The following is a 26,507-nucleotide window of genomic DNA, read 5'->3' as shown; positions in this document are numbered from 1 at the left end:
CGGCCGGAGCCTGGATCGCGGACCACGGAGTCCGGGTGGCCGGCGGCGAGACCATCGCCTTCGAACACATTGCAGCGGGGCGCGGTCACGCCGAAGGCCGGCCCGGGGAACGGTGGAAGGGTGGGTAGGGGAACTCCGCCCGCGCAGCGGTGACTCGCAGCCTGGGCTGTGGGGTGGTGCGGGCCGCGCAGGGGTCAGTGGGGCGGGGCCAGCTCCGCGTGGAGGGCGGCTCGTAGGTGGAGGGTGGCCACCAGGCGTTGGAAGGCTTCCGACCAGTAGGCCGCCGCACCGCCCTCCTCCACCGGCTCCGCCGCCAGCGCATCGAGCCGCCCCGCCTCCGCAGGATCAAGGCACCGCTCCGCCAGCCCCATCACCCCGCTGAAGCTCCACGGGTAGCCGCCCGCCTCCCGCGCGGAGTCCAGGGCTTCGATCACCGCTCTCCCCAGCGCCCCCGCCCACGGCACCACGCACACCCCGAGCAACTGGAACGCCTCCGACAGCCCGTGTGTGCGTATGAACTCCGCTACCCAGGCTGCCCGTTCCTCGTCTCCCAGGGTCGACAGGAGTTTCGCCCGCTCCGCCAGCGACGCCGTCGCCGGGCCCGCCGCGGGTGGGGCGGAGGCCGAGCCGAGCAGGGCCTGCGACCAGGCGGGGTCGCCCTGGCGGACCGCGGCCCGGCACCAGGCCGCGTGGAGTTCCTCCGCCCAGCCCTCGGCCACCGGCAGCGCCACGATCTCGGCCGGGCCGAGCCCCCCGAACCGCTCGCGCCAGCAGGACAGCGGGGCGGCCTCCACCAGCTGCCCCAGCCACCAGGCCCGCTCCCCGCGCCCGGCCGGCGGCCGCTTGACCACGCCGTCGCGCAGCATCCCCGCATCGCACTCGGCCGGCGGCGTGACCCCCTCCGGGCCGACGCAGGCCAGTGCCCGCTCCGCCATCCGCCCGGCCAGCGCCGAGGTCGGCAGCGCGGACAGCAGCTCGGCGGCGGTCGCCCGGACATTGCGGCTGCGGTCGCCCAGGGCCGTCTCCAGGAACGGCTCGTCGTCCGGCGACAGCCCCATCCGCAGGGAGTCGAGGAACATCAGCCGGTCCTCGGCCCGTTCGGTGCTCCACGTGGTCTCCAGCAGCCGTGGTCCGGCGGCCGCCTCGTGGGCCCGTACGAGACCGAGCAGCGCGACCCGCTCCGCGAACAGCCCCTCCTGCCACAGCCGTTCCACCGCCACCGCGTCCCGCGGATCGGGCAGTTCGCCGGCGCCCCCGGATCCTCCGCGCAGGGCGAACCGCCAGTCCGGATTCAGCCGGGCCAGCCACAGCCCGCGGGTCCCGGCCAGGGCCAGTGCCTGCGGGCGGAGGTCGCTGCGGGCCCGGGCGACGTCCAGCAGTGCGGGCACCAGCGAGGCCGGAGCCCGGTATCCGTGCTGTCCGGCGGCGGCCAGCCACTGGGGCAGCAGCTCCGTCAGGTCGGGGGCGGCGCCCCGGCGCCCGCCGCCGCCGGCCGCGCCGGCCCGGCCCGCCAGCAGTTGCGCGAGCCGCCGCCGGGCCGGTTCCGGCGGCTCCGGGCGCGGGTCGTGCGGCGCGGGTTCGGGCCGGGGCCCCGCCTCGGCGGGTCTGAGCCCGGCCCGGCGCCGTACCGTCTGCAGGGCCGCGGCCGCGAGCAGGGCCTCCGGACTGCCCCGGCGCCGCTCGGTACCCAGCAGTGCGGCGCCCACCAGGTCGTCCCAGCTCCCGTCCGTGCAGGCCGTGTCCGGCGTCGTGTGCGTCGTCGTGTTCACCGGATCCCCTCCCTTTCGCCTCGTGTGCCCTGCTCCGGTCCCGCCCCCTCCGCGGGACCGGAGCCATCTCGATGTCCTTACGGCCTCAACTGGCGTGGTTGTCGTTCACGAAAGCCCCCCGGCTCACTCGTTTCGAATACGTCGGCGCCCCCGCGCCGCCGCCTTCCCCCTGCCGCCCGCTCAGCCCAGCACCACCGGCTCCGAGGAGCCCGGCTGCCAGGCCGTCAGCGGGGTGAATCCGCGGTGTCCGCATTCGCCGAACACCGTCACCGGGCCGCCCCCCGAAAGCGCGGCCAGTTGCCACAGCCCGGTCCCGGGCCGGCTCCCGGCCCCGGTCAGGGGCACGGGCAGGGCGGACGTCCCCTCCGCGTCTGCCAATTGCCAAGCGGGTGGCGTCTGTTGGTCGCCGCCCCGTTCTGTCCGTGCTCCTTCCTGTCGTCCCCCCGGTATCGGCACCACCGGGCCGAGCACCACCGGCCAGGACTCCAGCCAGGGGTCCTCGCGCAGTGCCGCGCCGTACGCCTCCAGTGCCGCGGCCGTGCTCACGCCGGCCGGCGCGCTCCGGCACGGCCCGGCCGGCCCGAACCTCTCCCCGAGGTCCGCGCGCAGCCCCGCCGAGCCGGGACGGAAGCGGGCTTCCGCCTCCAGCACCAGGCCGACGGGCAGAGCCAGACCCGGCGGCCTCCCGGGCGGGCCGAAGTCCAGGACCAGGGCCGGCCGCCCGCTCGCCAGCCCGCGCAGCCATATCCGGCGGGTGGTGAGACGGCCGTCCGGTGACGCCGTGTCGTACTGGGCCAGCACGAGCCAGTGGTCCCGTACGGCCTCGCCCTCCGTCCGGGGCTGCAGTCCCAGACGGCTGCGGACCGTCGCGGCCAGCGGCTCCGGCAACCCGGAAACCCCCAGCCAGGCCCGGTCCAGCAGGTGCAGCAGCGCGGCCTCCTCCAGCATCCGGGCGGGCCAGCCGCTGCCGCAACTGGGTATCGTCCCCAACTCCCGGACCCGCGCGGCCAGTCCGGGTGCCTGGGCGTCGACCATCCGGGCGGCGGTCTCCTCCCAGGCCGCGTATCCCGCCCGCTCCTGACCGGCGAGGCCGCCGCGCACCAGGTCGGCGAGCCGCTGTTCCAGCTCGGTGACGCCCGCGCCGATCCGGGCCGCCCGCCGCTCGGCCCGCTTGCGGGCGCCCTCGGCGTCCGCCGGCGCTGCCCGGCCGGCCCGGTCGGCGGCCGGGCGCGCCGCCTTCGCCGCCCGCTCCGCGAGCCACTCGCCCGCCCAGTCCGGGGCCCCGGCCGGATCGCCGGCCGGGCTGTCGAGTCCCTCTGCGGACCAGAGCAGCAGCAGGCCCAGCGCGTGCTTGCACGGGAACTTCCGGCTCGGGCAGGAGCACTTGTACGCCGGCCCGGACAGGTCGACGACCGTCCGGTACGGCTTGCTGCCGCTGCCCTTGCACAACCCCCACACCGCACCGGAAGCGGAACCTCCGGTCTGTGACCACGGCCCCGCACCGCCGAGTCTGGCCCCCGCCTTGCGTGAGGCCTCGTCAGGAGCCAGAGCCAGTACCTGTTCCGCCGTCCAGCGGACCCCCTGCTCAGTCATGTGTTCCACCGTAGAGACCCCCACTGACAATCGCTCTGACCTGCAACGACGCTTCTCCCGGGGGCCGTTGTCAGTGGTCGGGTGCATCGTGGTCACAGCAGTCGTCGAGCGGCTGCGGAGCATTGGAGGGGGACCATGGCCACGACCGGGAACGAGACCACCGCAGAGGCGCTGCGACCGCACGCCGAAGACGCCTTCGCACACGAACTGAAAGCCCTGGCGGCCGCCGACGACCGGCCCCGCCCGGCCCGCTGGAAACTCTCCCCGTGGGCCGTGGCGACGTACCTGCAGGGCGGCACGCTCGAAGACGGCACCGTCATCACACCCAAGTACGTCGGCCCGCGCCGGATCGTCGAAGTCGCCGTCACCACCCTCGCCACCGACCGCGCACTGCTGCTCCTCGGCGTGCCCGGCACCGCCAAGACCTGGGTGTCCGAGCATCTGGCCGCCGCCGTCAGCGGGGACTCCACCCTCCTCGTCCAGGGCACCGCCGGCACCCCGGAGGAGGCCATCCGCTACGGCTGGAACTACGCCCGCCTCCTCGCCCACGGCCCGAGCCGCGAAGCACTCGTACCGAGCCCGGTCATGCGCGCCATGGCCGAGGGCATGACCGCCCGCGTCGAGGAGCTCACCCGGATCCCCGCCGACGTCCAGGACACCCTCATCACCGTCCTGTCCGAGAAGACCCTCCCGATACCGGAGCTCGGCCAGGAGGTGCAGGCGGTGCGCGGCTTCAACCTCATCGCCACCGCCAACGACCGCGACCGCGGGGTCAACGAGCTCTCCAGCGCGCTGCGCCGGCGCTTCAACACCGTCGTCCTGCCGCTGCCCGCCACCGCCGACGCCGAGGTCGACATCGTCGCCCGCCGCGTCGACCAGATGGGCCGCGCCCTGGACCTGCCGGCCGCCCCGGAGGGCCTGGAGGAGATCCGCCGCGTGGTCACCGTCTTCCGCGAGCTGCGCGGCGGAGTCACCGTCGACGGGCGCACGAAGGTCAAGTCGCCCAGCGGCACCCTGTCCACCGCCGAGGCCATCTCCGTGGTCACGGGCGGCCTCGCCCTGGCGGCGCACTTCGGGGACGGTGTCCTGCGCCCCTCCGACGTGGCGGCGGGAATCCTCGGGGCCGTCGTCCGGGACCCGGCGGCGGACCAGGTCGTCTGGCAGGAGTACCTGGAGGCCGTGGTCCGCGAGCGCGACGGCTGGAAGGATTTCTACCGGGCCTGCCGGGAGGTGACGGCATGAGCGGAGGGACGGCGGGACCGCTGCTGCTGGGCGTACGGCACCACGGGCCCGGCTCGGCCCGCGCGGTGCGGGCCGCCCTGGACGCGGCCGGCCCCGCGGCGGTGCTGATCGAGGGCCCGCCGGAGGGGGACGCCCTGCTCCCGCTGGCCGCGGACCCGGGGATGCGGCCGCCCGTCGCGCTCCTCGCCCACGCGGCCGACGACCCCGGCCGGGCCGCCTTCTGGCCGCTGGCCGGGTTCTGCCCGGAATGGACGGCCATCCGGTGGGCGCAGGAGCGCGAGGTCCCGGTCCGGTTCATCGACCTGCCGGCCGCGCACTCCCTGGCCGCGGCGGAGAACGCCGAGGGGGAGAGCGCCGAGGGGGAGAGAGACGGGGAGGGGGAGGGGCCCGAGGGAGGGAGCGGCGCGGCGCCCGGGTCCGTACGGCTCGATCCGCTGGCCGTGCTGGCCCGGACCGCCGGGTACGAGGACCCCGAGCGGTGGTGGGAGGACGTCGTCGAGCACCGCGGCGGGACCGGAGCGGCGGCCGACCCGCTGGGCGTGTTCGAGGCGGTCGGGGAGGCCATGGGCGCCCTGCGCGAGGAGTACGGGGCGGGCGGCCACCACCGGGACCTGGTCCGCGAGGCGTACATGCGGCAGCGGATGCGGGCCGCGCGACGGGAGTTCGGCGACGACTACGCCGTGGTCTGCGGGGCCTGGCACGTCCCGGCCCTGCGGGCGAAGACCACCGCGGCCGCGGACAAGGCGCTCCTCACCGGACTGCCCAAGGTCAAGGTGGAGACCACCTGGGTGCCCTGGACCCACCGGCGCCTCGCCCGGGCCGGGGGGTACGGCGCGGGCATCACCTCGCCCGGCTGGTACGCGCACCTCTTCGCGGCCCGGGACCGGCCCGTCGAGCGCTGGCTGACCAAGGTCGCGGGCCTGCTCCGCGAGGAGGACCGGCACGTGTCCCCGGCCCACGTCATCGAAGCGGTCCGGCTCGCCGACACCCTGGCCGCGATGCGGGGCCGGCCGGTGCCGGGGCTCACGGAGACCCTCGAAGCGGTCCGGGCCGTGATGTGCGACGGCTCCGACATACCGCTCGCGCTGATCGAGGACCGGCTCGTCGTCGGGGACGTGCTCGGCGAAGTCCCCGACGCGGCGCCCGTCGTACCCCTCCAGCGCGACCTGAACCGGCAGCAGCGCTCGCTGCGGATCAAGCCCGAGGCGCAGGACCGGGACGTGGAGCTCGACCTGCGCAAGGACACCGACACGGCCAAGTCCCTGCTGCTGCACCGGCTGCGGCTGCTCGGCGTCGACTGGGGCGTCCCGACGGCCTCCCGGGGGAGCACGGGCACCTTCCGCGAGACCTGGCGCCTGCGCTGGGAGCCGGAGCTCGCGGTGAGGGTGGCCGAAGCCGGCATCTGGGGAACCACCGTGCTCGGGGCGGCCACCGCCCGGGCCGAGGCCGACGCCGCGGGCGCCGCGGAGCTGGGCGAGGTCACCGCCCTGGCGGAGCGGTGCCTGCTGGCCGGGCTCTCCGGGGCGCTGCCCGCCGTCCTGCGGGCCCTGGCCGACCGGGCCGCCCTGGACACCGATGTGGCGGGCCTGGCCAAGGCCCTGCCCGCGCTGGCCCGTTCGCTGCGGTACGGGGACGTACGCGGCACCGACGCGGCGGCGCTGGGCACGGTGGCGGCCGGGCTCGCGGAGCGGATCTGCGTGGCGCTGCCACCCGCCTGCGCGGCGGGCCTGGACGCCGACGCGGCGGAGGAGCTGCGGGGGCACGTGGACGCCGTGCACGGAGCGATAGGACTGCTGGACGCGGAGGGGCTGCGCGAGCGGTGGTCGGCGGTGCTGCGGACCCTGGCCGGGCGGGACACCGTCCCCGGGCTGATACGCGGGCGGGCGGCGCGGCTGCTGCTCGACGACGGGAGGCTCGCGCCCGAGGAGACCGCCCGGCTGATGGGGCTCTCGCTGTCCCCGGCCTGCGCGCCGGCCGACGCGGCCGGCTGGATCGAGGGGTTCGCGGGCGGGGGCTCGGGCGGCGGCACGCTGCTCGTGCACGACGAGCGGCTGCTGGCGCTGATCGACGGCTGGCTGGTGTCCGTGCCGGAGCGGGCGTTCGTCGATGTGCTGCCGCTCCTGCGGAGGACCTTCGGCGGGTACGAGGCGGGGGTGCGGCGGACGCTGGGGGAGCTGGTCCGCCGCGGGCCAGGCGGGGCGGGGGCCTCCGTCCCGGGGTCCGGGACGGCGCCGGCCGGCTTCGGGCCGGAGCTGGACCCCGTCCGGGCGGACGCGGTGGTGGACCTGGTCCACCTGCTGCTGGCGGGGGCACGGGGCTGACCGGGCCGGGGCCCGGCGCCGGGCGGTCCGGCTGTGCCCGGCTGCGCCCGGGCGGGGGCTGCGACGGTGCCGCTGCGCGGGGCGGAGTTCCCCTCCCCGCCCTTCCACCGTTCCCCGGGCTCCGCCCGGACCCGTTTGCCGGGTGCGGCGCCGTTGCCGGGGGCCGGCCCCCGGGACCCCCGCTCCTCAAACGCCGGAGGGGCCGATTTCGGCCGGTGTCTGAGACCCGGGGAACGGGCGAAGGGCGGGGAGGGGAACTCCGCCCCGCACAGCGGCACCGGTTGGCGGTGGTCGACGGCATTGGGTCGAGAGCGGGAGGTACGACAGATGGGTGGGGCAGGCGTGAGTGACGGCGAGCGGTTGCGGCGGTGGCGGATGGTGCTGGGCGGGGGAGAGGGGGAGGGGACCGGGTGTGTGCTGAGCGGTGCGGACGCCGGGATGGATGCCGCGCTCGGGGCGCTGTACGGCGGTGACGCGGGGCGCAAGCGGGCGGGGGAGCGGTCGGCCGGGCTCGGGGGGTCCGCGCCGCAGGTGGCGCGGTGGCTCGGGGACATCCGGACGTACTTCCCCACCTCCGTGGTGCAGGTCATGCAGCGGGACGCGATCCAGCGGCTCGGGCTGTCCGCGCTGCTGCTGGAGCCGGAGATGCTGGAGGCGGTGGAGCCGGACGTCCACCTCGTCGGCACCCTGCTCTCCCTCAACAAGGCCATGCCCGAGACGACGAGGGAGACCGCCCGCGCGGTCGTGCGCAAGGTGGTCCAGCAGTTGGAGAAGCGGCTCGCGAGCCGGACGCGGGCCACGCTGACGGGCGCGCTCGACCGGTCCGCCCGGATCAGCCGGCCGCGCCACGCGGACATCGACTGGGACCGGACCATCCGGGCGAACCTGAAGAACTACCTGCCCGAGTACCGGACCGTCGTGCCGGAGCGGCTGGTCGGCTACGGCCGCGCCGCGCGGGCGGTGAAGAAGGAGGTCGTGCTGTGCATCGACCAGTCGGGGTCGATGGCCGCCTCCGTCGTCTACGCCTCCGTCTTCGGGGCGGTGCTGGCCTCGATGCGTTCGATCGCGACCCGGCTGGTCGTCTTCGACACCGCGGTGGTCGATCTGACCGACCAGCTCGACGATCCCGTCGACGTCCTCTTCGGCACCCAGCTCGGCGGCGGCACCGACATCAACCGTGCGCTCGCCTACTGCCAGTCGAAGATCACCCGCCCCGCCGACACCGTCGTCGTCCTCATCAGTGATCTCTATGAGGGCGGCATACGCGACGAGATGCTGAAGCGGGTCGCGGCGATGAAGGCGGCGGGGGTGGAGTTCGTGACGCTGCTCGCGCTGTCCGACGAGGGCGCGCCCGCCTACGACCGGGACCACGCCGCCGCCCTCGCCGCACTCGGCGCCCCGGCCTTCGCCTGCACTCCCGACCTGTTCCCGGAGGTGATGGCCGCGGCGCTGGAGAAGCGGCCCCTGCCCGTCCCGTGACCGCGCGGAGGGACGCGCCGGGGACGTGCGGGAACGTCCGCGCCTCGGCGGATCGCACGAAGACGCAGTTCAACCGTGAGGCGATCTGTGACAGGTATCACCGCTCAGGTGTGATCTGCGATTTAGGGACCTACGTCCCACGGGGATAACCTGCGGGACGGACATGCCGCGTCCACGGTCACCGTGTGCGCCTTCCTTGTGACAGCGCCGTCACGTTGCCCTCCGCGGCACGCCCACGCAGATAGCAGACAACCGCGAATCACTGCGAATCTTTGAAGACAAGGGACGGACGCGCGTGGACCTGTTCGAGTACCAGGCGAGGGACCTCTTCGCCAAGCACGGTGTACCGGTGCTGGCCGGTGAAGTGATCGACACGCCTGAGGCGGCGCGCGAGGCCACGGAGCGGCTCGGCGGCAAGTCGGTCGTCAAGGCGCAGGTGAAGGTCGGCGGCCGCGGCAAGGCGGGCGGCGTCAAGCTCGCCGCCACCCCGGACGAGGCCGTCGCCCGTGCGACGGACATCCTCGGGATGGACATCAAGGGCCACACGGTCCACAAGGTGATGATCGCCGAGACGGCTCCGGAAATCCTGGAGGAGTACTACGTCTCGTACCTCCTCGACCGCACCAACCGCACCTTCCTGGCCATGGCCTCGGTCGCGGGCGGCATGGACATCGAGCAGGTCGCCGAGGAGACCCCGGAGAAGCTCGCCAAGGTCCCGGTGAACGCCAACGAGGGCGTGACCATCGAGAAGGCCCGCGAGATCGTCGCGCTGGCGCAGTTCCCGGCCGAGGTCGCCGAGAAGGTCGCCGAGGTCCTCGTGACCCTGTGGGCGACCTTCATCGCCGAGGACGCGCTCCTCGTCGAGGTCAACCCGCTCGCGAAGGTCGCCAACGGCGACGTCATCGCGCTCGACGGCAAGGTCTCGCTCGACGAGAACGCCGAGTTCCGCCAGCCGGGCCACGAGGAGTTCGTGGACCACGCTGCCGCGAACCCGCTCGAGGCCGCCGCCAAGGCGAAGAACCTCAACTACGTGAAGCTCGACGGCGAGGTCGGCATCATCGGCAACGGCGCGGGTCTCGTCATGAGCACCCTCGACGTCGTCGCGTACGCCGGCGAGAACCACGGCGGCGTCAAGCCCGCCAACTTCCTGGACATCGGCGGTGGCGCCTCCGCCGCCGTCATGGCCAACGGTCTCGAGATCATCCTCGGCGACCCGGACGTCAAGTCCGTGTTCGTCAACGTCTTCGGTGGCATCACCGCGTGTGACGAGGTCGCCAACGGCATCGTCCAGGCGCTGCAGCTGCTCGAGGACAAGGGCGAGGCGGTCACCAAGCCGCTGGTCGTCCGCCTCGACGGCAACAACGCCGAGCTGGGTCGCAAGATCCTCTCGGACGCCAACCACCCGCTGGTCCAGCGCGTGGACACCATGGACGGCGCGGCCGACAAGGCCGCCGAGCTCGCGGCTGCGAAGTAAGGGCAGAGGTCACAGACTCACATGGCTATCTTCCTCAACAAGGACAGCAAGGTCATCGTCCAGGGCATGACCGGTGCCACGGGCATGAAGCACACCAAGTTGATGCTGGCTGACGGCACCAACATCGTCGGCGGCGTGAACCCGCGCAAGGCCGGCACGACCGTCGACTTCGACGGCACCGAGGTCCCGGTCTTCGGCTCCGTCGCCGAGGCGATGGAGAAGACGGGCGCCAACGTCTCCGTCCTCTTCGTCCCGCCGGCGTTCGCCAAGTCCGCCGTGGTCGAGGCGATCGACGCCGAGATCCCGCTGGCCGTCGTCATCACCGAGGGCATCGCGGTGCACGACTCCGCCGCCTTCTGGTCGTACGCGTCCGCCAAGGGCAACAAGACGCGGATCATCGGCCCGAACTGCCCGGGTCTGATCACCCCCGGCCAGTCCAACGCCGGCATCATCCCGGGCGACATCACCAAGCCCGGCCGCATCGGTCTCGTGTCCAAGTCGGGCACGCTGACCTACCAGATGATGTACGAGCTCCGTGACATCGGCTTCTCCTCCGCCGTCGGCATCGGTGGCGACCCGGTCATCGGCACCACGCACATCGACGCCCTGGAGGCGTTCGAGGCGGACCCCGACACCGACCTGATCGTCATGATCGGCGAGATCGGCGGCGACGCCGAGGAGCGTGCGGCGGACTTCATCGCGAAGAACGTCACCAAGCCGGTCGTCGGCTACGTCGCGGGCTTCACCGCCCCCGAGGGCAAGACCATGGGTCACGCCGGTGCGATCGTCTCCGGTTCTTCTGGCACCGCACAGGCCAAGAAGGAAGCCCTGGAGGCCGCGGGCGTGAAGGTCGGCAAGACGCCGACCGAGACCGCGAAGCTGGCGCGCGAGATCCTGAACGCCGCGCAGTAGGCAGCGCAGCAGGCCAGTAGTGAGCAGCCGGTTCGGCTGTGCGTGCAGACGGGCGTGGCCCGCACCCTGTGAGGGGTGCGGGCCACGCCCGTTTCCGGTCCGCGGGTGACACCCGCCGCGCCGTTATTCGAGGCTCGGCGAGATCCGGGAGGGTCCGGCCGACGGATCGGACAGCAGCTTGTCGTGGAGCTGGCGGCCCTCGTCGGTGAGCTGCTGCGGGCCGCTGTGCGGGGGCACGCCCGACACGCTCGCGCCGGGGGCGCGCGGGGGCTCGTACTCGGTCGGAGCGGTCACCCAGGTGTAGGCCGTCGCCGCGGCGATGACCGCCGACACCCCGATCACCGCACGCGTCCACAGCCGGGTCCGGTGCTCGCCGGCCATCCGTACGACCGCTGCCGCGCGCGGCTCCAGCCGGCCGGCCGGCGTCAGCGTGCCGAGCCGCTCGCGCAGCACCGCGGACTGCTTGGCGGGCTCTACGCCGTCCAGTTCGGGGAGCAGGTCGGCGAGATCGGCGTGGGCGTTGAGGAGCCGGCTGCCCGCGGTCGGCGTGGACGCCTCGGTCTCGGCGGCGGTGTCGGGGAGGTCGAGCCCGACGCCGTCGTAGAGCAGCACGGTGCGGCGGTGGGCCGGGGGCAGCCCGAGCATCGCGTCCAGGAGGATGCGGTCCGCGGGGTCGGCCGGGGGCTCGTCGAGGTGCCGGTGGGAGCGGCGGAAGCGGTGCCACGGGGAGAGCGCGTACTCGTACGTGGCCGCGCGCACCCACCCCACCGGATCGGGGTCGGTGGCGACCTCGGGCCAGCGGTCCCACGCCTGCTGGAAGGCGCGCTCCACCGCCTCGCAGGCGAGGGCGTGGCGGCCGGTGAGGAGGTAGGCCTGGCGGGCCAGGGCGGGGGCGGTGCGGTCGTAGAGGGCGTCGAAGGCGGAGACCGGCGTGGCCTTCGGGGCATGCGCGTCGGAGTCCGGGCCGGGAGTCTCGCCGTGGCCGGTACGGGCCTCCCCGGCCCGGGCGTCCGCCTTGGCGGAGCCCGCCCCGGGTGCGGCCGGTGCCGCCGGTGCCGGCGATGCCGCCAATGCGGAGGCGCGGGGGCCCTTGCGGGCCGGCGCGGAGCCAGGGGGAGAGCCCGGCGCCGGGCCAGACGGGGCGTCAGTCGCGGAGCGGGTCGCGGAGCCGTGCGCTGGGCCGGGCGTGGAGCGGGTCGCGGAGCCGGACGCCGGGCCGGGCGTGGAGCCGGACGCGGACCCGGACGCTGGGTCGGACGTGGACCCCGACGCTCCGCCGGTCGCGGAGCCGGTCGCGGAGTCGGTCGCGGACCCGGACGTGGATCCGGACCCCGGGCCGGGCGTGGAGCCGGGCGTGGAGCCGGACGTGGACCCGGACGCTGGGTCGGACGTGGACCCCGACGCTCCGCCGGTCGCGGAACCGGTCGCGGAACCGGACGTGGACCCGGACGCTGGGCCGGTCGCGGAACCGGACGTGGAGTCAGGGCCGGTGCCGGGACTGGAATCAGGGCCGGAGCCGCGTGCGGGGGCCTTGCCCGTGGCCGACGCGGGATCCGGGCCAGTGGCTGCGCCGGAGCCGGAGCCGGAGCCGGTGGTGCGCGTCCGGGCGGCGGCATCGGAGGCCGGACCGGCGGGGTTCCCCGTGAACGGCTCGGTGTTCTGTGCGGCGGCGGCCTTGCCGGAGCGTGGCGTGGTGTCGGGTGCGGTGGCCTTGTCGGAGCCTGACCCGGTGTCGGGGGCGGTGGCCTTGCCGAAGCGCGGCGTGTTGTCCGGCGCGGCGGCCTTGTCGGGGCCTGACCCGGTGTCGGGTGCGCTTGCTTTGCCGGAGCTTGATCCGGTGTCGGGTGCGGTGGCCTTGCCGGAGCCTGACCCGGTGTTCTGTGCGGCGGCGGCCTTCTCGGAGCGTGGCGTGGTGTCCGGCGTGGCGGCCTTGTCGGGGCCTGACCTGGTGTCGGGTGTGGTGGCTTTGCCGGGGCCTGACCCGGTGTCGGGTGCGGTGGCCTTGCCGGGGCCTGATCCGGTGTTCGACGCGGCGGCCTTGCCGGAGCTTGATCCGGTGTCGGGTGCGGTGGCCTTGTCGGAGCGCGGCGTGTTGTCCGGCGTGGCGGCCTTGTCGGGGTCTGACCCGGTGTCTGGTGCGGAGGCCTTCCCGGAGCGGCGTCCGGAGTCCTGGCCGGTGCCTGAGCCGGAGTCCGGGCCAGTACCCGCTCCGGTGTCCGGGCCGGTGTCGGGGGGCGTGCCCGCTCCGGTGTCCGTACTCGTGCTCGGGAGGAGGGGGCCGCCGGGGCGCAGGCCCGCTCGGCCGCCTCCGCCGTGGCCGCCGCCCGACGCGGCTCCGGTTTTGACCGGGGACTTGGCCTCGTACCGGGGCATCCCGACGGGGGGCTTCGCGGCTCGCTTGGCGGCGGACTTGGGCCGGGTCTGCGCACCGGCGGGCCGGGTGAGCCCGCGCATCATGTGCAGCCCGAACCGCCCCGCAGGGGCGTCCGCGGTCGCCGCCGCTTCCGCGTCCAGGTCCACGTCCGCATCTGCGTCCGCGTTCATTTCCGCGTCCATTGCCGCGTCTGCGTCCGCGTCCACGTCAGCGCCCGCCTTCATTTCCGCGTCCGCGTCCGCGTCCAAGTCCGCATCCGCGTCCGCGCCCGCGTCCAAGCCCGCGTCCGCGTTCATTTCCACGTCCACGTCCGCGTCAGCGCCCGCGCCCGCACCCGCGTCCGCAGGACCCGGCCCGGCCGGTGCCCCGGCGCCCCCGGCGCCCTCGGCGGCGCGGTTGGGACGGCTGTCGGGGGCGGTGCCCGGGGCTGACGGTGTGTCCGTGTCCGTTCCGGCGGGGCCGGTTGATGACGGCGGCTCGACGGCTGCCGCCCCCGCGGCCTTGCCGCTCGTCCGCGGTGTGGCCGTGCCGGCGGGCTGCGGCGTGGGCCGGGCGGGCGTGTCCGCGGTGGTCCGCGCCGGGCCGGCGGCGCCCCGGGCCTGGGAGCGGTCGATGGCGGGGCCGTCGGGGCGGGATCGGGTGCCTTGGGTCCGGGCGGCCCGGGCGGCCGAGCCTTCGGTGCGGGCCGTGGGGCCCGAGGGGGCGCGGTCACGGGACGCTTCGGCCGACAGGCGGGCCAGGAGCTTGGAGTAGGCCTCCAGCTTGCGGCCCCGGGGGTGGGTGCGGCCGGTCTCCCAGGAGCGGACCGTGCTCGAGGTGACGCCCACCGCCGCCGCGACCTCTTCGTGCGTCAGATCGGCTGCTTCGCGCAGGCGTCGGCGTTCCTTCGGGGTGGGGAGGCCCAGCTCCGTGACGCTTTGTGTCATGCCACACTCCCCGCGACCCGGACGCCCTGACCGAAAAAGTACATAAACGTATATTGAGCGACACCACGGTCATTCGCCTGTTACCCGCCCATAGCGCGTGTCGTTGGCACCATGACGGGGTGACCCAAGTGACCGAACGCGGGACCTCGTTGCCCACGCCCCCACGGGCCCCCGCACGGCGACGTTCACCGGCCGCCGCCGCGTGTGTCGTGGGTGGCGCCGTCGCCGCAGGACTGGGGCTCGGTTTCCTCGCCGTGCTCGTCATCGTGCTGTGGATCAGCTCCCCCTACCCCGACAGCGGCCCCGGTGGCGCCCTGCACCTCGCCGCGGGCCTCTGGCTGCTCGCCCACGGGACCGACCTCGTCCGCTACGAGACCCTCTCCGGGGTGCCCGCCCCCGTCGGCCTCACCCCGTTGCTCCTGGTGGCCCTGCCCGCACTGCTCATCCGGCGCGCCGCCCGGCTGGGCAGCGCCGCGCAGGAGGACCGGGGCGCGGAGCCGCTGCCCGCGGGCGTGGTGTTCTCCGCCGTGCTGTGCGGCTACCTCGGGGTCGGCGCCCTCGCCGTCGTGTACGCCGCCGCCGGGCCGATGCCCGCCGACCCCCTCAGCGCGGCCTGGCACCTCCCGGCCGTCGCCGCCCTCGCCGCCGCGGGCGGGGTCTGGGAGGCCCGGGGGAGGCCGCTCGGGCAGCTGCCCGGCCGGTTCACCCGGCCCCGCTACGCCCTCGCGCTGCGGGCCGGCGCCGGCGGGGCGCTGGTGCTCCTCGGCGGCGGAGCCCTGCTGGTCGGCGCCTCGCTGGCCTGGCACGGGCCGGAGGTGCAGGGCTCCTTCGCGGCGCTGACCGGGGTCTGGTCGGGCCGCTTCGCGGTGCTGCTGCTCGCCCTCGCGCTGATCCCGAACGCCGTCGTCTGGGGCGCCTCCTACGCCCTCGGTCCCGGCTTCGCGCTGGGCACCGCCGCCACCGCGACCCCGCTCGGCTTCGGCGGCGCGCCCGCGCTGCCGGGCTTCCCGCTGCTCGCGGCGCTGCCCGCGCAGGGCACCGGCACGCCGCTGACCTGGGCCGCCGGCGCGGTGCCGGTGGTGGCCGGGCTGGCGGTGGGCTGGTTCGCGGTACGCCGGGCGCGCGACGTCTCGTACGGGGAGACCGCGCTCACGGCGGCGCTCGGCGCCCTGGTGTGCGCCCTGGTGACGACCGCGCTCGCGGCGGCTTCGGCGGGGCCGCTCGGCTCCAGGGAGCTGGCCGCCTTCGGCCCGGTGTGGTGGCAGACGGGCGCGGCGGCCCTGGGCTGGACCCTGGTCCTCGCGGTCCCGCTGGCCGTCGCGGTGCACGCCTGGCGCAACCGGCCCGCGAGGGGGCTGGACGGCGCGGGCTCCGGGGACGGCTGGCACGACAGCGGCGTGCGGGAGGTCCGCTGGGCGGCCCTGCGCCGTGCGGCGGGCACCTTGATCCCGGACTTCTCCAGTGCTCCGGCGGAGGGTGACGGGCCGCCCCCGGCCCAGGTTCCGGAAGGGGGGCCGGAGGGAGGACCCCGGCCGGTGTCCGCACCGCCGAAGCGCCCCGTGCTGGTCATGCCCGGCCTCAAGCTGGACCTGACCCCGATCCCGCTCCCCGCGCTGCCGGCGGAGCCGCCGCAGACGGCGGCCGCTCCCGCACCCGGGGACCTCGTGGGGGCGGCCGCCACGCTTCCGCAGGCACCCCCGCCCCCGCCCCCGGCCCCGTCCCCGCTCGTGCCGCCGGTGGGCGGAGCCCGCGTACTGACGCGCCGCAGGCCGCCGGAGGGAGCGCAGGCGGAAACGGCTCCGGGAACGGCTTCGGGGACGGCTGCGGAAACCGCCCCGCCGCCGCCCGGACCGACCGGCTAGCGCTGGACCTCTAGCACCTTGCCGATGAAGTTGTCCGGCAGCAGGTCGTTGCACTGCAGCTCGGCGGCCTTGGTGAGGGCGTCCTGCTTGCAGACGTAGAAGTCCTTGTACGTGAGCTGCACCGCGTACGAGGACAGGGCCAGCAGGATCGCCAGCGAAGCGGTCACCAGGCCGCTCGTGGCCGCCGTCCGCTGGGGCCGGGCGGCGGCGCCCATCGCCGCCAGTCCGCCCCGGGCCGCGCCGGGAGCCGCCCCGGCAGCCGGTTCCGCGGCCGCGGTCCTGCCCGTACCCGTACCCACGTCCGCCGCCGAGGCGCCCGTGGTGCGCGCGGGGCCGGAGGCGTCCTGCGCCCCGTCGCCCGACGGCTTCGCCGGGACCCCGCGCAGCGCGCTGATGCCCCAGTACAGGGCGAGCGCGCCCAGCAGCAGCCCCATCGACGGGATGCCGAAGACCCCGAAGAAGAAGCCCCACATGCCGGCCAGCAGCGCGTACCGGGCCCGCCGCTGGATGGGGTCCGTGGGGTCCCAGCGCGCCGGTCCCGACCCGGGGTCCGCGCCAGGTCCCGACCCGGGATCCTGCCGGTCGCGGCCGTCACCGCCGGCGCGCGGCTCCCAGAGCTGGTCGGGCCGCCCTTCCGGGGGCGCCGCGAAGGGGTTGTCGTCGGTGGAGCGGTCGGGCTGGGGGCGGTCCGGCATCGGGTGTGTTTCATCCCCTGTGTCGTGGACGCCCGCTGGACGTCCGAGGCCTGTTTACGGCGTGAACGCCAGACGCTACCGCCCACCCGTCCCCCCGTCCCTCGGGGGCCGTCCGGTGTGCCGGTATCGTTGCAGGCGGTCGGTGGCTTCGTATGGTCCCCCGTATGCCGGGGACCCGAAGTTTCATGCGATCGCACAAGACGAACGACGCGCCCCCGGTCACGCCGGGAGGCGCCCCCGCTCGACGAGAAAGGGCCTCCCATGGCCGCCTCCCGCCTGGTCGTGCTGGTCTCCGGATCCGGCACCAACCTCCAGGCCCTGCTCGACGCCATCGACGCCCACCCCGGCGGACCCGAGGGCTTCGGCGCCGAAGTCGTCGCCGTGGGAGCCGACCGCGAGAACATCGCCGGCCTGGAGCGCGCCGAGAAGGCCGGGATCCCCACCTTCGTGTGCCCGGTCAAGGCCTACGCGACCCGTGCGGAGTGGGACGCGGCCCTCACGGAGGCCACGGACGCGCACGCGCCGGACCTCGTGGTCTCGGCGGGGTTCATGAAGATCGTCGGGCCGGAGTTCATCGGCCGCTTCGGCGGCCGGTTCGTCAACACCCACCCCGCCCTCCTCCCGGCGTTCCCCGGTGCGCACGGCGTACGGGACGCCCTCGCCTACGGCGCGAAGGTCACCGGCTGCACCGTCCACTTCGTGGACGCGGGCGTGGACACCGGTCCGATCATCGCCCAGGGTGTGGTCGAGGTCCGGGACGAAGAGGACGAAGCCGCTCTCCATGAGCGGATCAAGGAAGTCGAGCGCGAGCTGCTCGTCGAGGTCGTGGGGCGCCTGGCCCGGCACGGCTACCGCATCGAGGGACGAAAGGTAACAATCCAGTGACCGCCGCAGAGGCCGCAGGGACCGTAGAGACCGTGACCGCAGGGGGCGAGGACCTCGCCGCGTCGAAGCGCCCGATCCGGCGCGCGCTCATCAGCGTGTACGACAAGACGGGACTGGAAGAGCTGGCCCGCGGTCTGCACGAGGCGGGTGTCGCCCTCGTCTCGACCGGCTCCACCGCCTCGAAGATCGCCGCCGCCGGGGTGCCCGTCACCAAGGTCGAGGAGCTGACCGGCTTCCCCGAGTGCCTGGACGGCCGGGTCAAGACCCTGCACCCGCGCGTGCACGCCGGCATCCTCGCCGACCTGCGCCTGGAGGACCACCGGGCCCAGCTCGCCGAGCTGGGCGTCGAGCCCTTCGACCTGGTGATCGTCAACCTCTACCCGTTCCTCGCGACCGTCCAGTCGGGTGCGACCGAGGACGAGTGCGTGGAGCAGATCGACATCGGCGGCCCCTCGATGGTCCGCGCCGCCGCCAAGAACCACCCCTCGGTGGCCGTGGTCACCAGCCCGGCGCGCTACGACGCCGTGATCGCCGCCGCCCAGGGCGGTGGCTTCGACCTCACCGCCCGCAAGCGCCTCGCGGCCGAGGCCTTCCAGCACACCGCCGCCTACGACGTGGCCGTGGCCTCCTGGTTCACGAACGCGTACGCGCCCGAGCCGGAGGCCGTCCTGCCCGAGTTCCTGGCCGGCGCCTGGGAGCGCAAGTCCACCCTGCGCTACGGCGAGAACCCGCACCAGGCGGCCGCGCTGTACACGGACGGTCAGCCGGGCGGGCTCGCCAACGCCGAGCAGCTGCACGGCAAGGAGATGTCCTACAACAACTACGTGGACACCGACGCGGCCCGCCGCGCCGCCCACGACCACGAAGAGCCCTGCGTCGCGATCATCAAGCACGCCAACCCGTGCGGCATCGCGGTGGGCAAGGACGTCGCCGAGGCCCACCGCAAGGCGCACGCCTGCGACCCGGTCTCCGCCTTCGGCGGGGTCATCGCCGTCAACCGCCCGGTGAGCGTCGAGCTCGCCGAGCAGGTCGCGGAGATCTTCACCGAGGTCATCGTCGCCCCCGACTTCGAGCCGGGCGCCGTCGAGGTCCTCGCGAAGAAGAAGAACATCCGCGTCCTGAAGGTGGCGGGCACCCCGCAGCAGCCGGCCGAGCTCAAGCCGATCTCCGGCGGCGTGCTGCTCCAGCAGAGCGACCTCGTCCGGGCCGAGGGCGACGACCCGGCGCACTGGACGCTCGCCACCGGCGACGCCCTCTCCGCCGACGAGCTCGCCGACCTCGCCTTCGCGTGGAAGGCCTGCCGCGCCGTCAAGTCCAACGCGATCCTGCTCGCCAAGGACGGCGCCTCGGTCGGCGTCGGCATGGGCCAGGTCAACCGCGTCGACTCCGCGAAGCTGGCCGTCGAGCGGGCGGGCGCCGAGCGCGCGCAGGGCTCGTACGCCGCCTCCGACGCCTTCTTCCCCTTCGCGGACGGGCTGGAGATCCTGACGGCCGCCGGCATCAAGGCCGTGGTCCAGCCGGGCGGTTCGATGCGCGACGAGCTGGTGATCGAGGCCGCGAAGGCGGCGGGCGTGACGATGTACCTCACCGGGACCCGGCACTTCTTCCACTGACCCGGACCTCTCACCCCCGGCGCACACGGCGAAGGCCGCGCCCCGCAGCAGTGCGGGGCGCGGCCTTCGCCGTGCGGGCGGACCGCAGGAGGCTCAGTACAGCGGGCGGCGGAAGTACTGGCCCGCGGCCGAGTTGGCCAGGCCGATCACGATCCACAGGCCCAGGCCGAACGCGATCAGGCTGGGCAGCATCGAGACCAGGACGATCGCGCCCGCGGAGTCGTCCACGCTGCTGAAGGTGGCGATGTTGACGATCAGGCCGGCTCCGGAGAAGAACGTCTGGAGCGAGCCGAAGATGATGCCGGACACGCGGACTCCGCCGCGGCCCTTGCTCAGCTTGGCCGCGGTCAGGATCGGCCACAGGGACAGGGCGACGAGGAAGAGGCCGGCGACGACGAACACCCCGCCGGCGACGGCGCCCATGTCGCTCGTGGAGGAGCTGGAGGACTCGGAGAGGGCCGAGGCGAAGAGCGCGCCGCCGACGGCGATGAACAGGCCGGCCAGGGCCTCGAAGCCGCCGAGGATGAACAGGACGACGCGGGCGCCCTTCACTCCGCCGGGCATCGGCACGTCGGCGCCCGGGTAGCCGCCGGGGGCGGGGTAGCCGCCCTGGCCCTGCGGCGGGTAGGCGTAGCCGCCCTGCGGCGGGATGCCCTGGGGGGCCTGCGGCGGGTAGCCGTAGGCGGGCTGGCCGCCCTGGGGCGGCTGCGCGTAGGGGTTGTTCGGGTCGCCGAAGCTCATGTGGGGTGTTCCTCCGTGGAAGTGCGGGGACGCACGGCATACGCGGAGGAGTCACTGCACGGCGTGCGGCCCGCCCCCCGGCACTGCCCGCGGCACTACGTTCCCCGCATCGTCGTCGGGGCGGAGCGGGCTTGTCCAGCGGGATCGCCGCCCGCCCGGGACTTGTTGTGCAAGTGCAACGAACCCCGGACGTACCCGGAACGAACCCCGGACGACCCCGGGCGTCCCCGGGGCGACCCCGGAACGAACCCGGACAGGTCGTACGGACGGTGCGGGCGGGACGTACGGACGGTGCGCGCGGGTCGTACGCACGGTGCGGACAGGCGCTACGCACGGTACGGGCGCGGGTCGTGCGGGGCCGCGACTGGATCCGCGGCCGCTCCATCCGGGAGGATGGGTCCATGACTGCCCAGATTCTCGACGGCAAGGCCACCGCAGCCGCGATCAAGTCCGAACTGACCGCCCGCGTGGCGGCGCTCAAGGCCCGGGGCATCACCCCGGGCCTCGGCACCCTGCTGGTCGGCGACGACCCGGGCAGCCGCTGGTACGTCAACGGCAAGCACAAGGACTGCGCCGAGGTCGGCATCGCCTCCCTCCAGCGCGAACTGCCCGCGACGGCCTCCCAGGAGGACATCGAGGAGGTCGTGCGCGAGCTGAACGCCAACCCGGAGTGCACCGGCTACATCGTGCAACTCCCGCTCCCCAAGGGCATCGACACCAACCGCGTCCTGGAGCTCATGGACCCGGCGAAGGACGCCGACGGCCTGCACCCGATGTCACTCGGCAGGCTGGTCCTGAACGAGCCGGGCCCGCTGCCGTGCACCCCGTACGGCATCGTCCAGCTGCTGCGCCACCACGGCGTGGAGATCAACGGCGCGCACGTGGTCGTGCTGGGCCGCGGGATCACCGTCGGCCGGTCCATCGGCCTGCTGCTGACCCGCAAGTCCGAGAACGCGACCGTGACCCTGTGCCACACCGGTACGCGCGACCTCTCCGGGCTGCTGCGCCAGGCGGACATCGTCGTCGCCGCGGCCGGCGTGCCGCACCTGGTCAAGCCGGAGGACGTGAAGCCGGGCGCGGCCGTGCTCGACGTCGGCGTCAGCCGGGACGAGAACGGCAAGATCGTCGGCGACGTGCACCCCGGGGTCGCGGACGTGGCCGGCTGGATCTCCCCGAACCCGGGCGGCGTCGGCCCGATGACCCGGGCGCAGCTGCTCGTCAACGTGGTCGAGGCCGCCGAGCGGGCGGTTCCCCGTGCCGGCTGAGCGCGTACCGGCCGAGCGCGAGCCCGCCGCGCGCGAGCGGGCCGGGCGCGAGCCGGTGGCGCGCGAGCGGGCCGGGCGCGAGCCCGCCGGGCCGGCCGAGCTCGGGACGGAGCCCGCGGACGCCGGGGAGCCGGAAGGCCCCAGGTCACGCCGCTTCCCCTCCGTCACCCGGGACACCGCCCGTCCCGAGGGCGGCGGCCGGGCCGCGCCCGGCGACGCCCCGGCTCCGGCCCGTCAGTGGCCGATGCTGTCCGTCCTCGCCGCGACGGCGGTCGGACTGCTGGTCACCGCGCTGGGCCATCCGCGCGCCGGCTGTCTGCTGATCGGCCTCGCGCTGATCGCGGGCTCGGTGATGCGCTGGCTGCTGCCCTCCGTGGGCATGCTCGCGGTGCGCTCCCGCTTCACGGACATGGTCACGTACGGCCTGCTCGGCGCGGCGATCACGCTGCTCGCGCTGGTGATGGAGCCCAAGCCGTGGCTGCACATCCCCTTCCTGGAGACCGCGGTCCGTTTCACGGTCCGCTAGGCCTTCAGGGGTCCCCGGGGACCGCCCCGTGTGCCCCGCGCCACACGGGGCGGGGGATTGGGGTGCTCCAGGGTCGGATAGCCTGACGGCGGATGTCTCTTCACGTCAAGATTTTCTGGGCCACGGAGCGGCGTCCTCCCAGCACATGGGGCAGGGACGCCCCACCGCCAGCTGTCTAACGGAGAAGGCCATGACCCGCACTCCCGTGAATGTCACCGTCACCGGCGCCGCCGGCCAGATCGGCTACGCGCTGCTCTTCCGCATCGCCTCCGGCCACCTGCTCGGCGCGGACGTGCCGGTCAAGCTCCGTCTTCTGGAGATCCCTCAGGGCATGAAGGCCGCCGAGGGCACCGCCATGGAGCTCGACGACTGCGCCTTCCCGCTGCTCGCCGGCATCGACATCTTCGACGACCCGAACAAGGGCTTCGAGGGTGCCAACGTCGCGCTGCTGGTCGGCGCCCGCCCGCGCACCAAGGGCATGGAGCGCGGTGACCTGCTCTCCGCCAACGGCGGCATCTTCAAGCCGCAGGGCGCCGCGATCAACGCGAACGCCGCGGACGACATCAAGGTCCTGGTCGTGGGCAACCCGGCCAACACCAACGCGCTCATCGCGCAGGCCGCCGCCCCGGACGTACCGGCCGAGCGCTTCACCGCGATGACCCGCCTGGACCACAACCGCGCGATCTCGCAGCTGGCCGCCAAGACCGGCGCCGCCGTCTCCGACATCAAGCGCCTGACCATCTGGGGCAACCACTCGGCGACCCAGTACCCGGACATCTTCCACGCGGAGATCGCCGGCAAGAACGCCGCCGAGCTGGTCAACGACCAGGCCTGGCTGTCGGAGAACTTCATCCCGACCGTCGCCAAGCGCGGCGCGGCGATCATCGAGGCCCGCGGCGCGTCCTCGGCCGCCTCGGCCGCCAACGCCGCCATCGACCACGTGCACACGTGGGTCAACGGCACCGCGGCGGGCGACTGGACCTCCATGGGCATCCCGTCGGACGGCTCCTACGGCGTCCCGGAGGGCATCATCTCCTCCTTCCCGGTCACCACCAAGGACGGCCGCTACGAGATCGTCCAGGGCCTGGACATCAACGAGTTCTCCCGTGCGCGCATCGACGCGTCCGTGGCGGAGCTCGTCGAGGAGCGCGACGCGGTGCGCGAGCTCGGCCTGATCTGATCGGTTGCGTACGGGCCGGCAGCGCCGGCCCCCGTACGAGCGGTACGAACACCGAAGCGCCCCGGCCAAACCTGGCCGGGGCGTTTGGCGTGAATCTTTCTGTCGCAGCCCGGAGGGGAACCCTAGGGTCGGTCGGTGACCGAGAACCCGATCCCCCGTCAGTCCAGCGGCAGTTGGGCCGGTCCCTCCGCGGGCCGTCCCCCGGTGCACCCCTCCCTCAGCGAGGCCGGCCGCTTCCTGTGTGCGGGCACGTACCTCGACGCCGGGTACCGCGACCGGGTCATCGACGAGCTGTACGTCCACGAGGAACGGATCGTCGCCCCCTCCTACGGCTACGACGCCTCCCGGGTCCTCGCCCACGCGCTGCGCGCCCGCCGCGCCGAACTCGGCTGGGCCGCCGGGGTCCTCGGGGCCTGGTTCGTCGGCTCCCTGCTCACGGGCGGCGTCCTCGCCGCGCTGATCGTGCCCTTCCTGCTGCTGAGCCTCGCCGACTGGCTGCGCGCCCGGAACGTCCCGCTGCTGCGGGTGCTCTCCGTGATCGTGCGGATCTACGCCTGGTGGACCCTGCTCTTCGTGCTGTTCGCCCTCGGCATCGGCGGGTTCGCGCTGTTCAGCCTCCTGGACGGGGCGGGAGGCTTCGGCCTGCCCTTCGGCCCGACGGGCGGGGACCTCGCGTCCACCGCCGTGCTGTGGTGGCTGCCGGTGGTCTTCGCCGGTGTGGTCACCGTCGTGGGGCTCCAGCGCGGGCACGTCTTCCGGACCATCGCCACCGACCTCGGCGAGCGCCGCTACGCCGACCACGCGAACGACGCGGCCGAAGCCGCCGAGGGGGCCCGCTTCCAGCGGGTGCGCCAGCGGATCCGGGCCGAGCAGCACGCACCGATGATCATGTACGACGTCAACGACCCGTTCTGCGGGGCGGGTGATCCCTTCCGGCCCTGGCAGCTGTCCGTGGAGCTGCGCCCGCGCGAGGGCCTCGGCCCCGACCGCAAGCCGGTCCCGGTCACCAACGCCCACATCCTGGCGCGGATCGTGCCGCTGCTGGAGCACCTGCGGGTGCCCTCCCCCCACGGCTCCCCGGAGCAGGCCGCCGCCGTGGGCGACCGGATGCGCGAACTGGTCCTGGACGAAGCCGTGTTCCTGCCCGCGGGCGGGCTGCCGCACCGGGACACCGCGCAGGTCGTGCACGGGCAGTTCGGCGAGCAGCGGGCCGCCGCCATCGAGGAGGGCGGCGAGCGCCGCCGGCACTTCCTGCGCGTGCGGGTGGGCGGCTGGGACGAGAACCTCGTCGTCACCGTCTTCGTACGGGTCCACACGCAGGGCGGGATGATGATGCTGGAGGTGGCCCCGCACGTGCTGCTGCCGGTGCGGACCGACTTCCACAACGCCGACGCGGACGCCCAGCGCTACCGCAACAACAACGCGTTCGGCAAGGCCGTCTGGGCCCTGCGCCACACCCCCGGCTCGCTCGCGGCCTCCGCGACCACGCTGGGCCGCGGCCTGGCGAGCTGGTGGCGGATCGTCACCGGCGGCCACGGCGGGGCCCGGCCCGAGGGGCCGCGGGTGTCGGTGCGCGAGCTGGCCTCCGAGGACAACGGCTCGCTGTTCCACCTGATGGACCTCGACCGCTTCCTGAAGACCATCGAGGACCGGGTCGTCGGTGGCATCGTCCTCGCGCTGCACGAAGCGGGCTGGCACACGGAGGAGTTCGCGCAGCGCGCGGTCAACGTCGCGGAGGGAGGGGTGTTCATCCAGTCGGTGGACCGCAGCTCCTTCAGCGTCGGCGGCAGCAACAACACCAACAGCACCAAGATCAAGAGGAGTACCGGTGGCAGTTGAAGACGGCGTGACGGGTACGGGTACGGGTACGGGTACGGGTACGGGTACGGGCGCGGCCGGGCAGGAGCCCGCGGTCCGCATCGGCGAGGTCACGGGCAGCGCGTTCAGCATCGGCGGCTCCCACCACACCAACACCGTGCACCACGGGGGAGCGGGGGCGGACACCGTCGGGCCGCAGGCCCTCCTCGACGCCGTACTGGAGCTGCGCGCGGCCCTCGTACGGCTGCCGCGCGGCGAGGACCGGGCGGCGCTCGACGCCGAGCTCGACGGGGTCGCGGAGGGACTGGAGGGCGCCGCGGAGATCCGGCCCGGCCTCGTCCCCCGCCTGCGCGGAGCCCTGGAACGCTGGGCCCCCCTCGTCGACTCGGTCAGCGCCGCCACCGCCCTGGCCGGTCTCCTGACCAGCCTGGGAGGCTGACCGTGCCCCCCGAGAACACCCCCCGCTGGGACCCCGCGACCCAGCGCTGGGTCACGGACCCCACCCCGCCCCCCGCCACCCCGCCGCCCGCGAAGCCGGCCCCGGACACGGCTCCGGCCGCGGACACGGCTCCGGGCGATGGGCCGGCTCCGGTCGCGGACTGGCCTCCGGCACCGGCTCCGGCCGCGGCCCCGGGCGATGGGCCGGCACCGGCCCCGGGCAAAGGCCCGGCTCCGGCTACGGGCAGGGGTTCCGCCCCGGGCGCGGCTCCGGCTCCGGGTGATGGCCCGGCTCGGGCCACGGACGCGGGTCCCGCTCCGGCGCAGGCTCCGAGCTACGACCTGGCCCCGGGCCACGCACCGGGCTACGGTCCGGCCCCGGGCCATGCCCCGGGCCCGGGTCTGCCCGTGGCTCCGGGACCGGGCCACGCTCCGGTCCCCGGCCACGCTCCGGGCTCGGGCCCGACCCAGGCTCCGGGCTACCCCCCGGGCTACGACCCGGCTCCCGGCGGGGCTGCGGCTCCGGGCTACCCCCCGGCTCCGGGGCCCGGGACGGGTGGGTACGGGCCCGGGGCGGCGGCGCAGGAACCGCAGCCGTACCCGTACCCCGCGTATCCGTACCAGCAGCCGGTGCACCCGGCTCCGCCCCCGCCCGCGCGGACCGCCGGGCGGTGGCTGACGCCGACCACGGCGGCCGTCGCCGTGGCCGCGCTCGCGATCGGCGCGGCCACCGTGTGGTTCGTGGCGCGGGACACCGGCGAGCGGCAGCCCCCGCAGGCGGGGCCGGCGGCTTCCAGCGTCCGGCCGAGCGGCGAGGGCTCGGTGGCCCCCTCGGAAACGGCCACCGGCTCCCCGTCGCCGATGGCGAGCCCCAGCCCCAGCCCCAGCCCGAGCCCGAGCGGCAGCGACCCCGCTCACGAGACCGTGCGCGACGCCAAGGGGTTCACCGTCGCGGTCCCCTCCGGGTGGGCCCGGGAGGAGAGTTCCGCGGGAGTCTTCTACCGCTCTCCCGACCGCGGGGCCCTGATCCAGATCTTCCAGGTGAGCGAGCCCGAACTGACCCCGCTCGCGGCGGTCCAAGGCGCCTCCACCTACCTGCGCGCCCAGACCTCGGGCTACCAGGAGATCGGTGTGGGACCGGCCACGGGCGTCCCCGAGGGCGCGGAGCTGGTCTACGAGTACGACAGCGCGGAATCCCACGGCCGACGGCGCGGCGTGGAACGGGTCTTCGTCGCCGAGGACGGCAAGAAGTGGGCCGTCCTGACGGCCGGCCCGGCGCCCGACTGGACGCTCACCCAGACCCACCACGCGGCGGCCCTGACCGCCTTCCGCCCCCCGGGCGGCTGACGGGGACCGTGGGACCGCCGAGACCGTGGGACCGCCGGGATCGTGGC

Annotated in this window: 19 protein-coding genes; 14 read left to right on the top strand and 5 right to left on the bottom strand. The window is 74.8% G+C overall.

Annotated elements, in window-relative coordinates; translation table 11 throughout:
* Positions 1-194 precede the first annotated feature (194 nt).
* The gene (locus ACWCP2_RS14805) at positions 195-1,769 is read right to left on the bottom strand and encodes a DUF5691 domain-containing protein (RefSeq protein WP_450908954.1); all 1,575 of its coding nucleotides are present in this window, start codon (positions 1,767-1,769) and stop codon (positions 195-197) included.
* A 180-nt stretch (positions 1,770-1,949) separates the two neighbouring features.
* Entirely contained in the window at positions 1,950-3,362 is a 1,413-nt protein-coding gene (locus ACWCP2_RS14800; protein WP_450908953.1) for an SWIM zinc finger family protein, read from the bottom strand.
* Between the two features lie 135 nt (positions 3,363-3,497).
* Here ACWCP2_RS14800 and ACWCP2_RS14795 point away from each other — a divergent pair, with 135 nt between their 5' ends.
* The 5 genes from ACWCP2_RS14795 (at position 3,498) to sucD (ending at position 10,790) form a co-directional block, all read left to right on the top strand.
* The gene (locus ACWCP2_RS14795; protein ID WP_450908952.1) at positions 3,498-4,604 is read left to right on the top strand and encodes an ATP-binding protein; all 1,107 of its coding nucleotides are present in this window, start codon (positions 3,498-3,500) and stop codon (positions 4,602-4,604) included.
* The gene (locus ACWCP2_RS14790) at positions 4,601-6,925 is read left to right on the top strand and encodes a DUF5682 family protein (protein WP_450908951.1); all 2,325 of its coding nucleotides are present in this window, start codon (positions 4,601-4,603) and stop codon (positions 6,923-6,925) included. The genes ACWCP2_RS14795 and ACWCP2_RS14790 overlap by 4 nt, the downstream gene beginning before the upstream one ends.
* A gap of 327 nt (positions 6,926-7,252) precedes the next feature.
* Complete coding sequence (locus tag ACWCP2_RS14785; protein WP_450908950.1) at positions 7,253-8,404, top strand: VWA domain-containing protein; 1,152 nt, start codon at positions 7,253-7,255, stop codon at positions 8,402-8,404.
* A gap of 295 nt (positions 8,405-8,699) precedes the next feature.
* Positions 8,700-9,878, top strand: coding sequence for an ADP-forming succinate--CoA ligase subunit beta (gene sucC, locus ACWCP2_RS14780; RefSeq protein ID WP_250744077.1), 1,179 nt, complete (start codon positions 8,700-8,702; stop codon positions 9,876-9,878).
* 21 nt (positions 9,879-9,899) lie between these two features.
* The gene (sucD, locus tag ACWCP2_RS14775) at positions 9,900-10,790 is read left to right on the top strand and encodes a succinate--CoA ligase subunit alpha (protein ID WP_274549144.1); all 891 of its coding nucleotides are present in this window, start codon (positions 9,900-9,902) and stop codon (positions 10,788-10,790) included.
* Between the two features lie 123 nt (positions 10,791-10,913).
* On the opposite strand, the gene ACWCP2_RS14770 is transcribed toward sucD, so the two are convergent.
* Positions 10,914-14,090: a helix-turn-helix domain-containing protein gene (locus tag ACWCP2_RS14770; protein ID WP_450908949.1), complete on the bottom strand. Its 3,177-nt coding sequence runs from the start codon at positions 14,088-14,090 to the stop codon at positions 10,914-10,916.
* Between the two features lie 209 nt (positions 14,091-14,299).
* On the opposite strand from ACWCP2_RS14770, the gene ACWCP2_RS14765 reads away from it, so the two are divergent.
* Positions 14,300-15,952 (top strand): cell division protein PerM, encoded by a 1,653-nt coding sequence (locus tag ACWCP2_RS14765; RefSeq protein WP_450908948.1) that lies wholly within the window; start codon positions 14,300-14,302, stop codon positions 15,950-15,952.
* Here ACWCP2_RS14765 and ACWCP2_RS14760 read toward each other — a convergent pair.
* Positions 15,949-16,647 carry a hypothetical protein gene (locus ACWCP2_RS14760; protein WP_450908947.1) on the bottom strand — a complete coding sequence of 233 codons (699 nt, stop codon included), beginning with the start codon at positions 16,645-16,647 and terminating at the stop codon, positions 15,949-15,951. The genes ACWCP2_RS14765 and ACWCP2_RS14760 overlap by 4 nt on opposite strands.
* A gap of 261 nt (positions 16,648-16,908) precedes the next feature.
* Between ACWCP2_RS14760 and purN the strand changes: the two genes are divergently transcribed.
* Positions 16,909-17,532, top strand: a complete 624-nt coding sequence (gene purN, locus ACWCP2_RS14755) for a phosphoribosylglycinamide formyltransferase (protein WP_450908946.1) — start codon at positions 16,909-16,911, stop codon at positions 17,530-17,532.
* 32 nt (positions 17,533-17,564) lie between these two features.
* Positions 17,565-19,145 carry a bifunctional phosphoribosylaminoimidazolecarboxamide formyltransferase/IMP cyclohydrolase gene (gene purH, locus ACWCP2_RS14750; RefSeq protein ID WP_450908945.1) on the top strand — a complete coding sequence of 527 codons (1,581 nt, stop codon included), beginning with the start codon at positions 17,565-17,567 and terminating at the stop codon, positions 19,143-19,145.
* 93 nt (positions 19,146-19,238) lie between these two features.
* On the opposite strand, the gene ACWCP2_RS14745 is transcribed toward purH, so the two are convergent.
* Positions 19,239-19,886 (bottom strand): DUF3824 domain-containing protein, encoded by a 648-nt coding sequence (locus ACWCP2_RS14745; protein WP_450908944.1) that lies wholly within the window; start codon positions 19,884-19,886, stop codon positions 19,239-19,241.
* Between the two features lie 401 nt (positions 19,887-20,287).
* Between ACWCP2_RS14745 and ACWCP2_RS14740 the strand changes: the two genes are divergently transcribed.
* The 6 genes from ACWCP2_RS14740 (at position 20,288) to ACWCP2_RS14715 (ending at position 26,460) form a co-directional block, all read left to right on the top strand.
* Positions 20,288-21,151, top strand: coding sequence for a bifunctional methylenetetrahydrofolate dehydrogenase/methenyltetrahydrofolate cyclohydrolase (locus ACWCP2_RS14740; RefSeq protein WP_254382492.1), 864 nt, complete (start codon positions 20,288-20,290; stop codon positions 21,149-21,151).
* Positions 21,141-21,677 carry a DUF3017 domain-containing protein gene (locus tag ACWCP2_RS14735; protein WP_450908943.1) on the top strand — a complete coding sequence of 179 codons (537 nt, stop codon included), beginning with the start codon at positions 21,141-21,143 and terminating at the stop codon, positions 21,675-21,677. Before ACWCP2_RS14740 ends, ACWCP2_RS14735 begins: the two co-directional genes overlap by 11 nt.
* 190 nt (positions 21,678-21,867) lie before the next feature.
* Entirely contained in the window at positions 21,868-22,857 is a 990-nt protein-coding gene (locus ACWCP2_RS14730) for a malate dehydrogenase (protein ID WP_450908942.1), read from the top strand.
* Between the two features lie 135 nt (positions 22,858-22,992).
* A complete protein-coding gene (locus ACWCP2_RS14725) occupies positions 22,993-24,696 on the top strand; it encodes a hypothetical protein (protein WP_450908941.1) in 1,704 nt (567 codons plus the stop codon).
* A complete protein-coding gene (locus ACWCP2_RS14720) occupies positions 24,686-25,114 on the top strand; it encodes a hypothetical protein (RefSeq protein ID WP_450908940.1) in 429 nt (142 codons plus the stop codon). The genes ACWCP2_RS14725 and ACWCP2_RS14720 overlap by 11 nt, the downstream gene beginning before the upstream one ends.
* A gap of 629 nt (positions 25,115-25,743) precedes the next feature.
* Complete coding sequence (locus tag ACWCP2_RS14715; RefSeq protein ID WP_450908939.1) at positions 25,744-26,460, top strand: hypothetical protein; 717 nt, start codon at positions 25,744-25,746, stop codon at positions 26,458-26,460.
* The last annotated feature ends 47 nt before the right edge of the window (positions 26,461-26,507 follow it).

It is taken from the genome of Streptomyces sp. NPDC002104, assembly GCF_053593795.1.
Note: the sequence above shows the minus strand (reverse complement) of the source record. Positions and strands in the feature narration are given on the sequence as shown.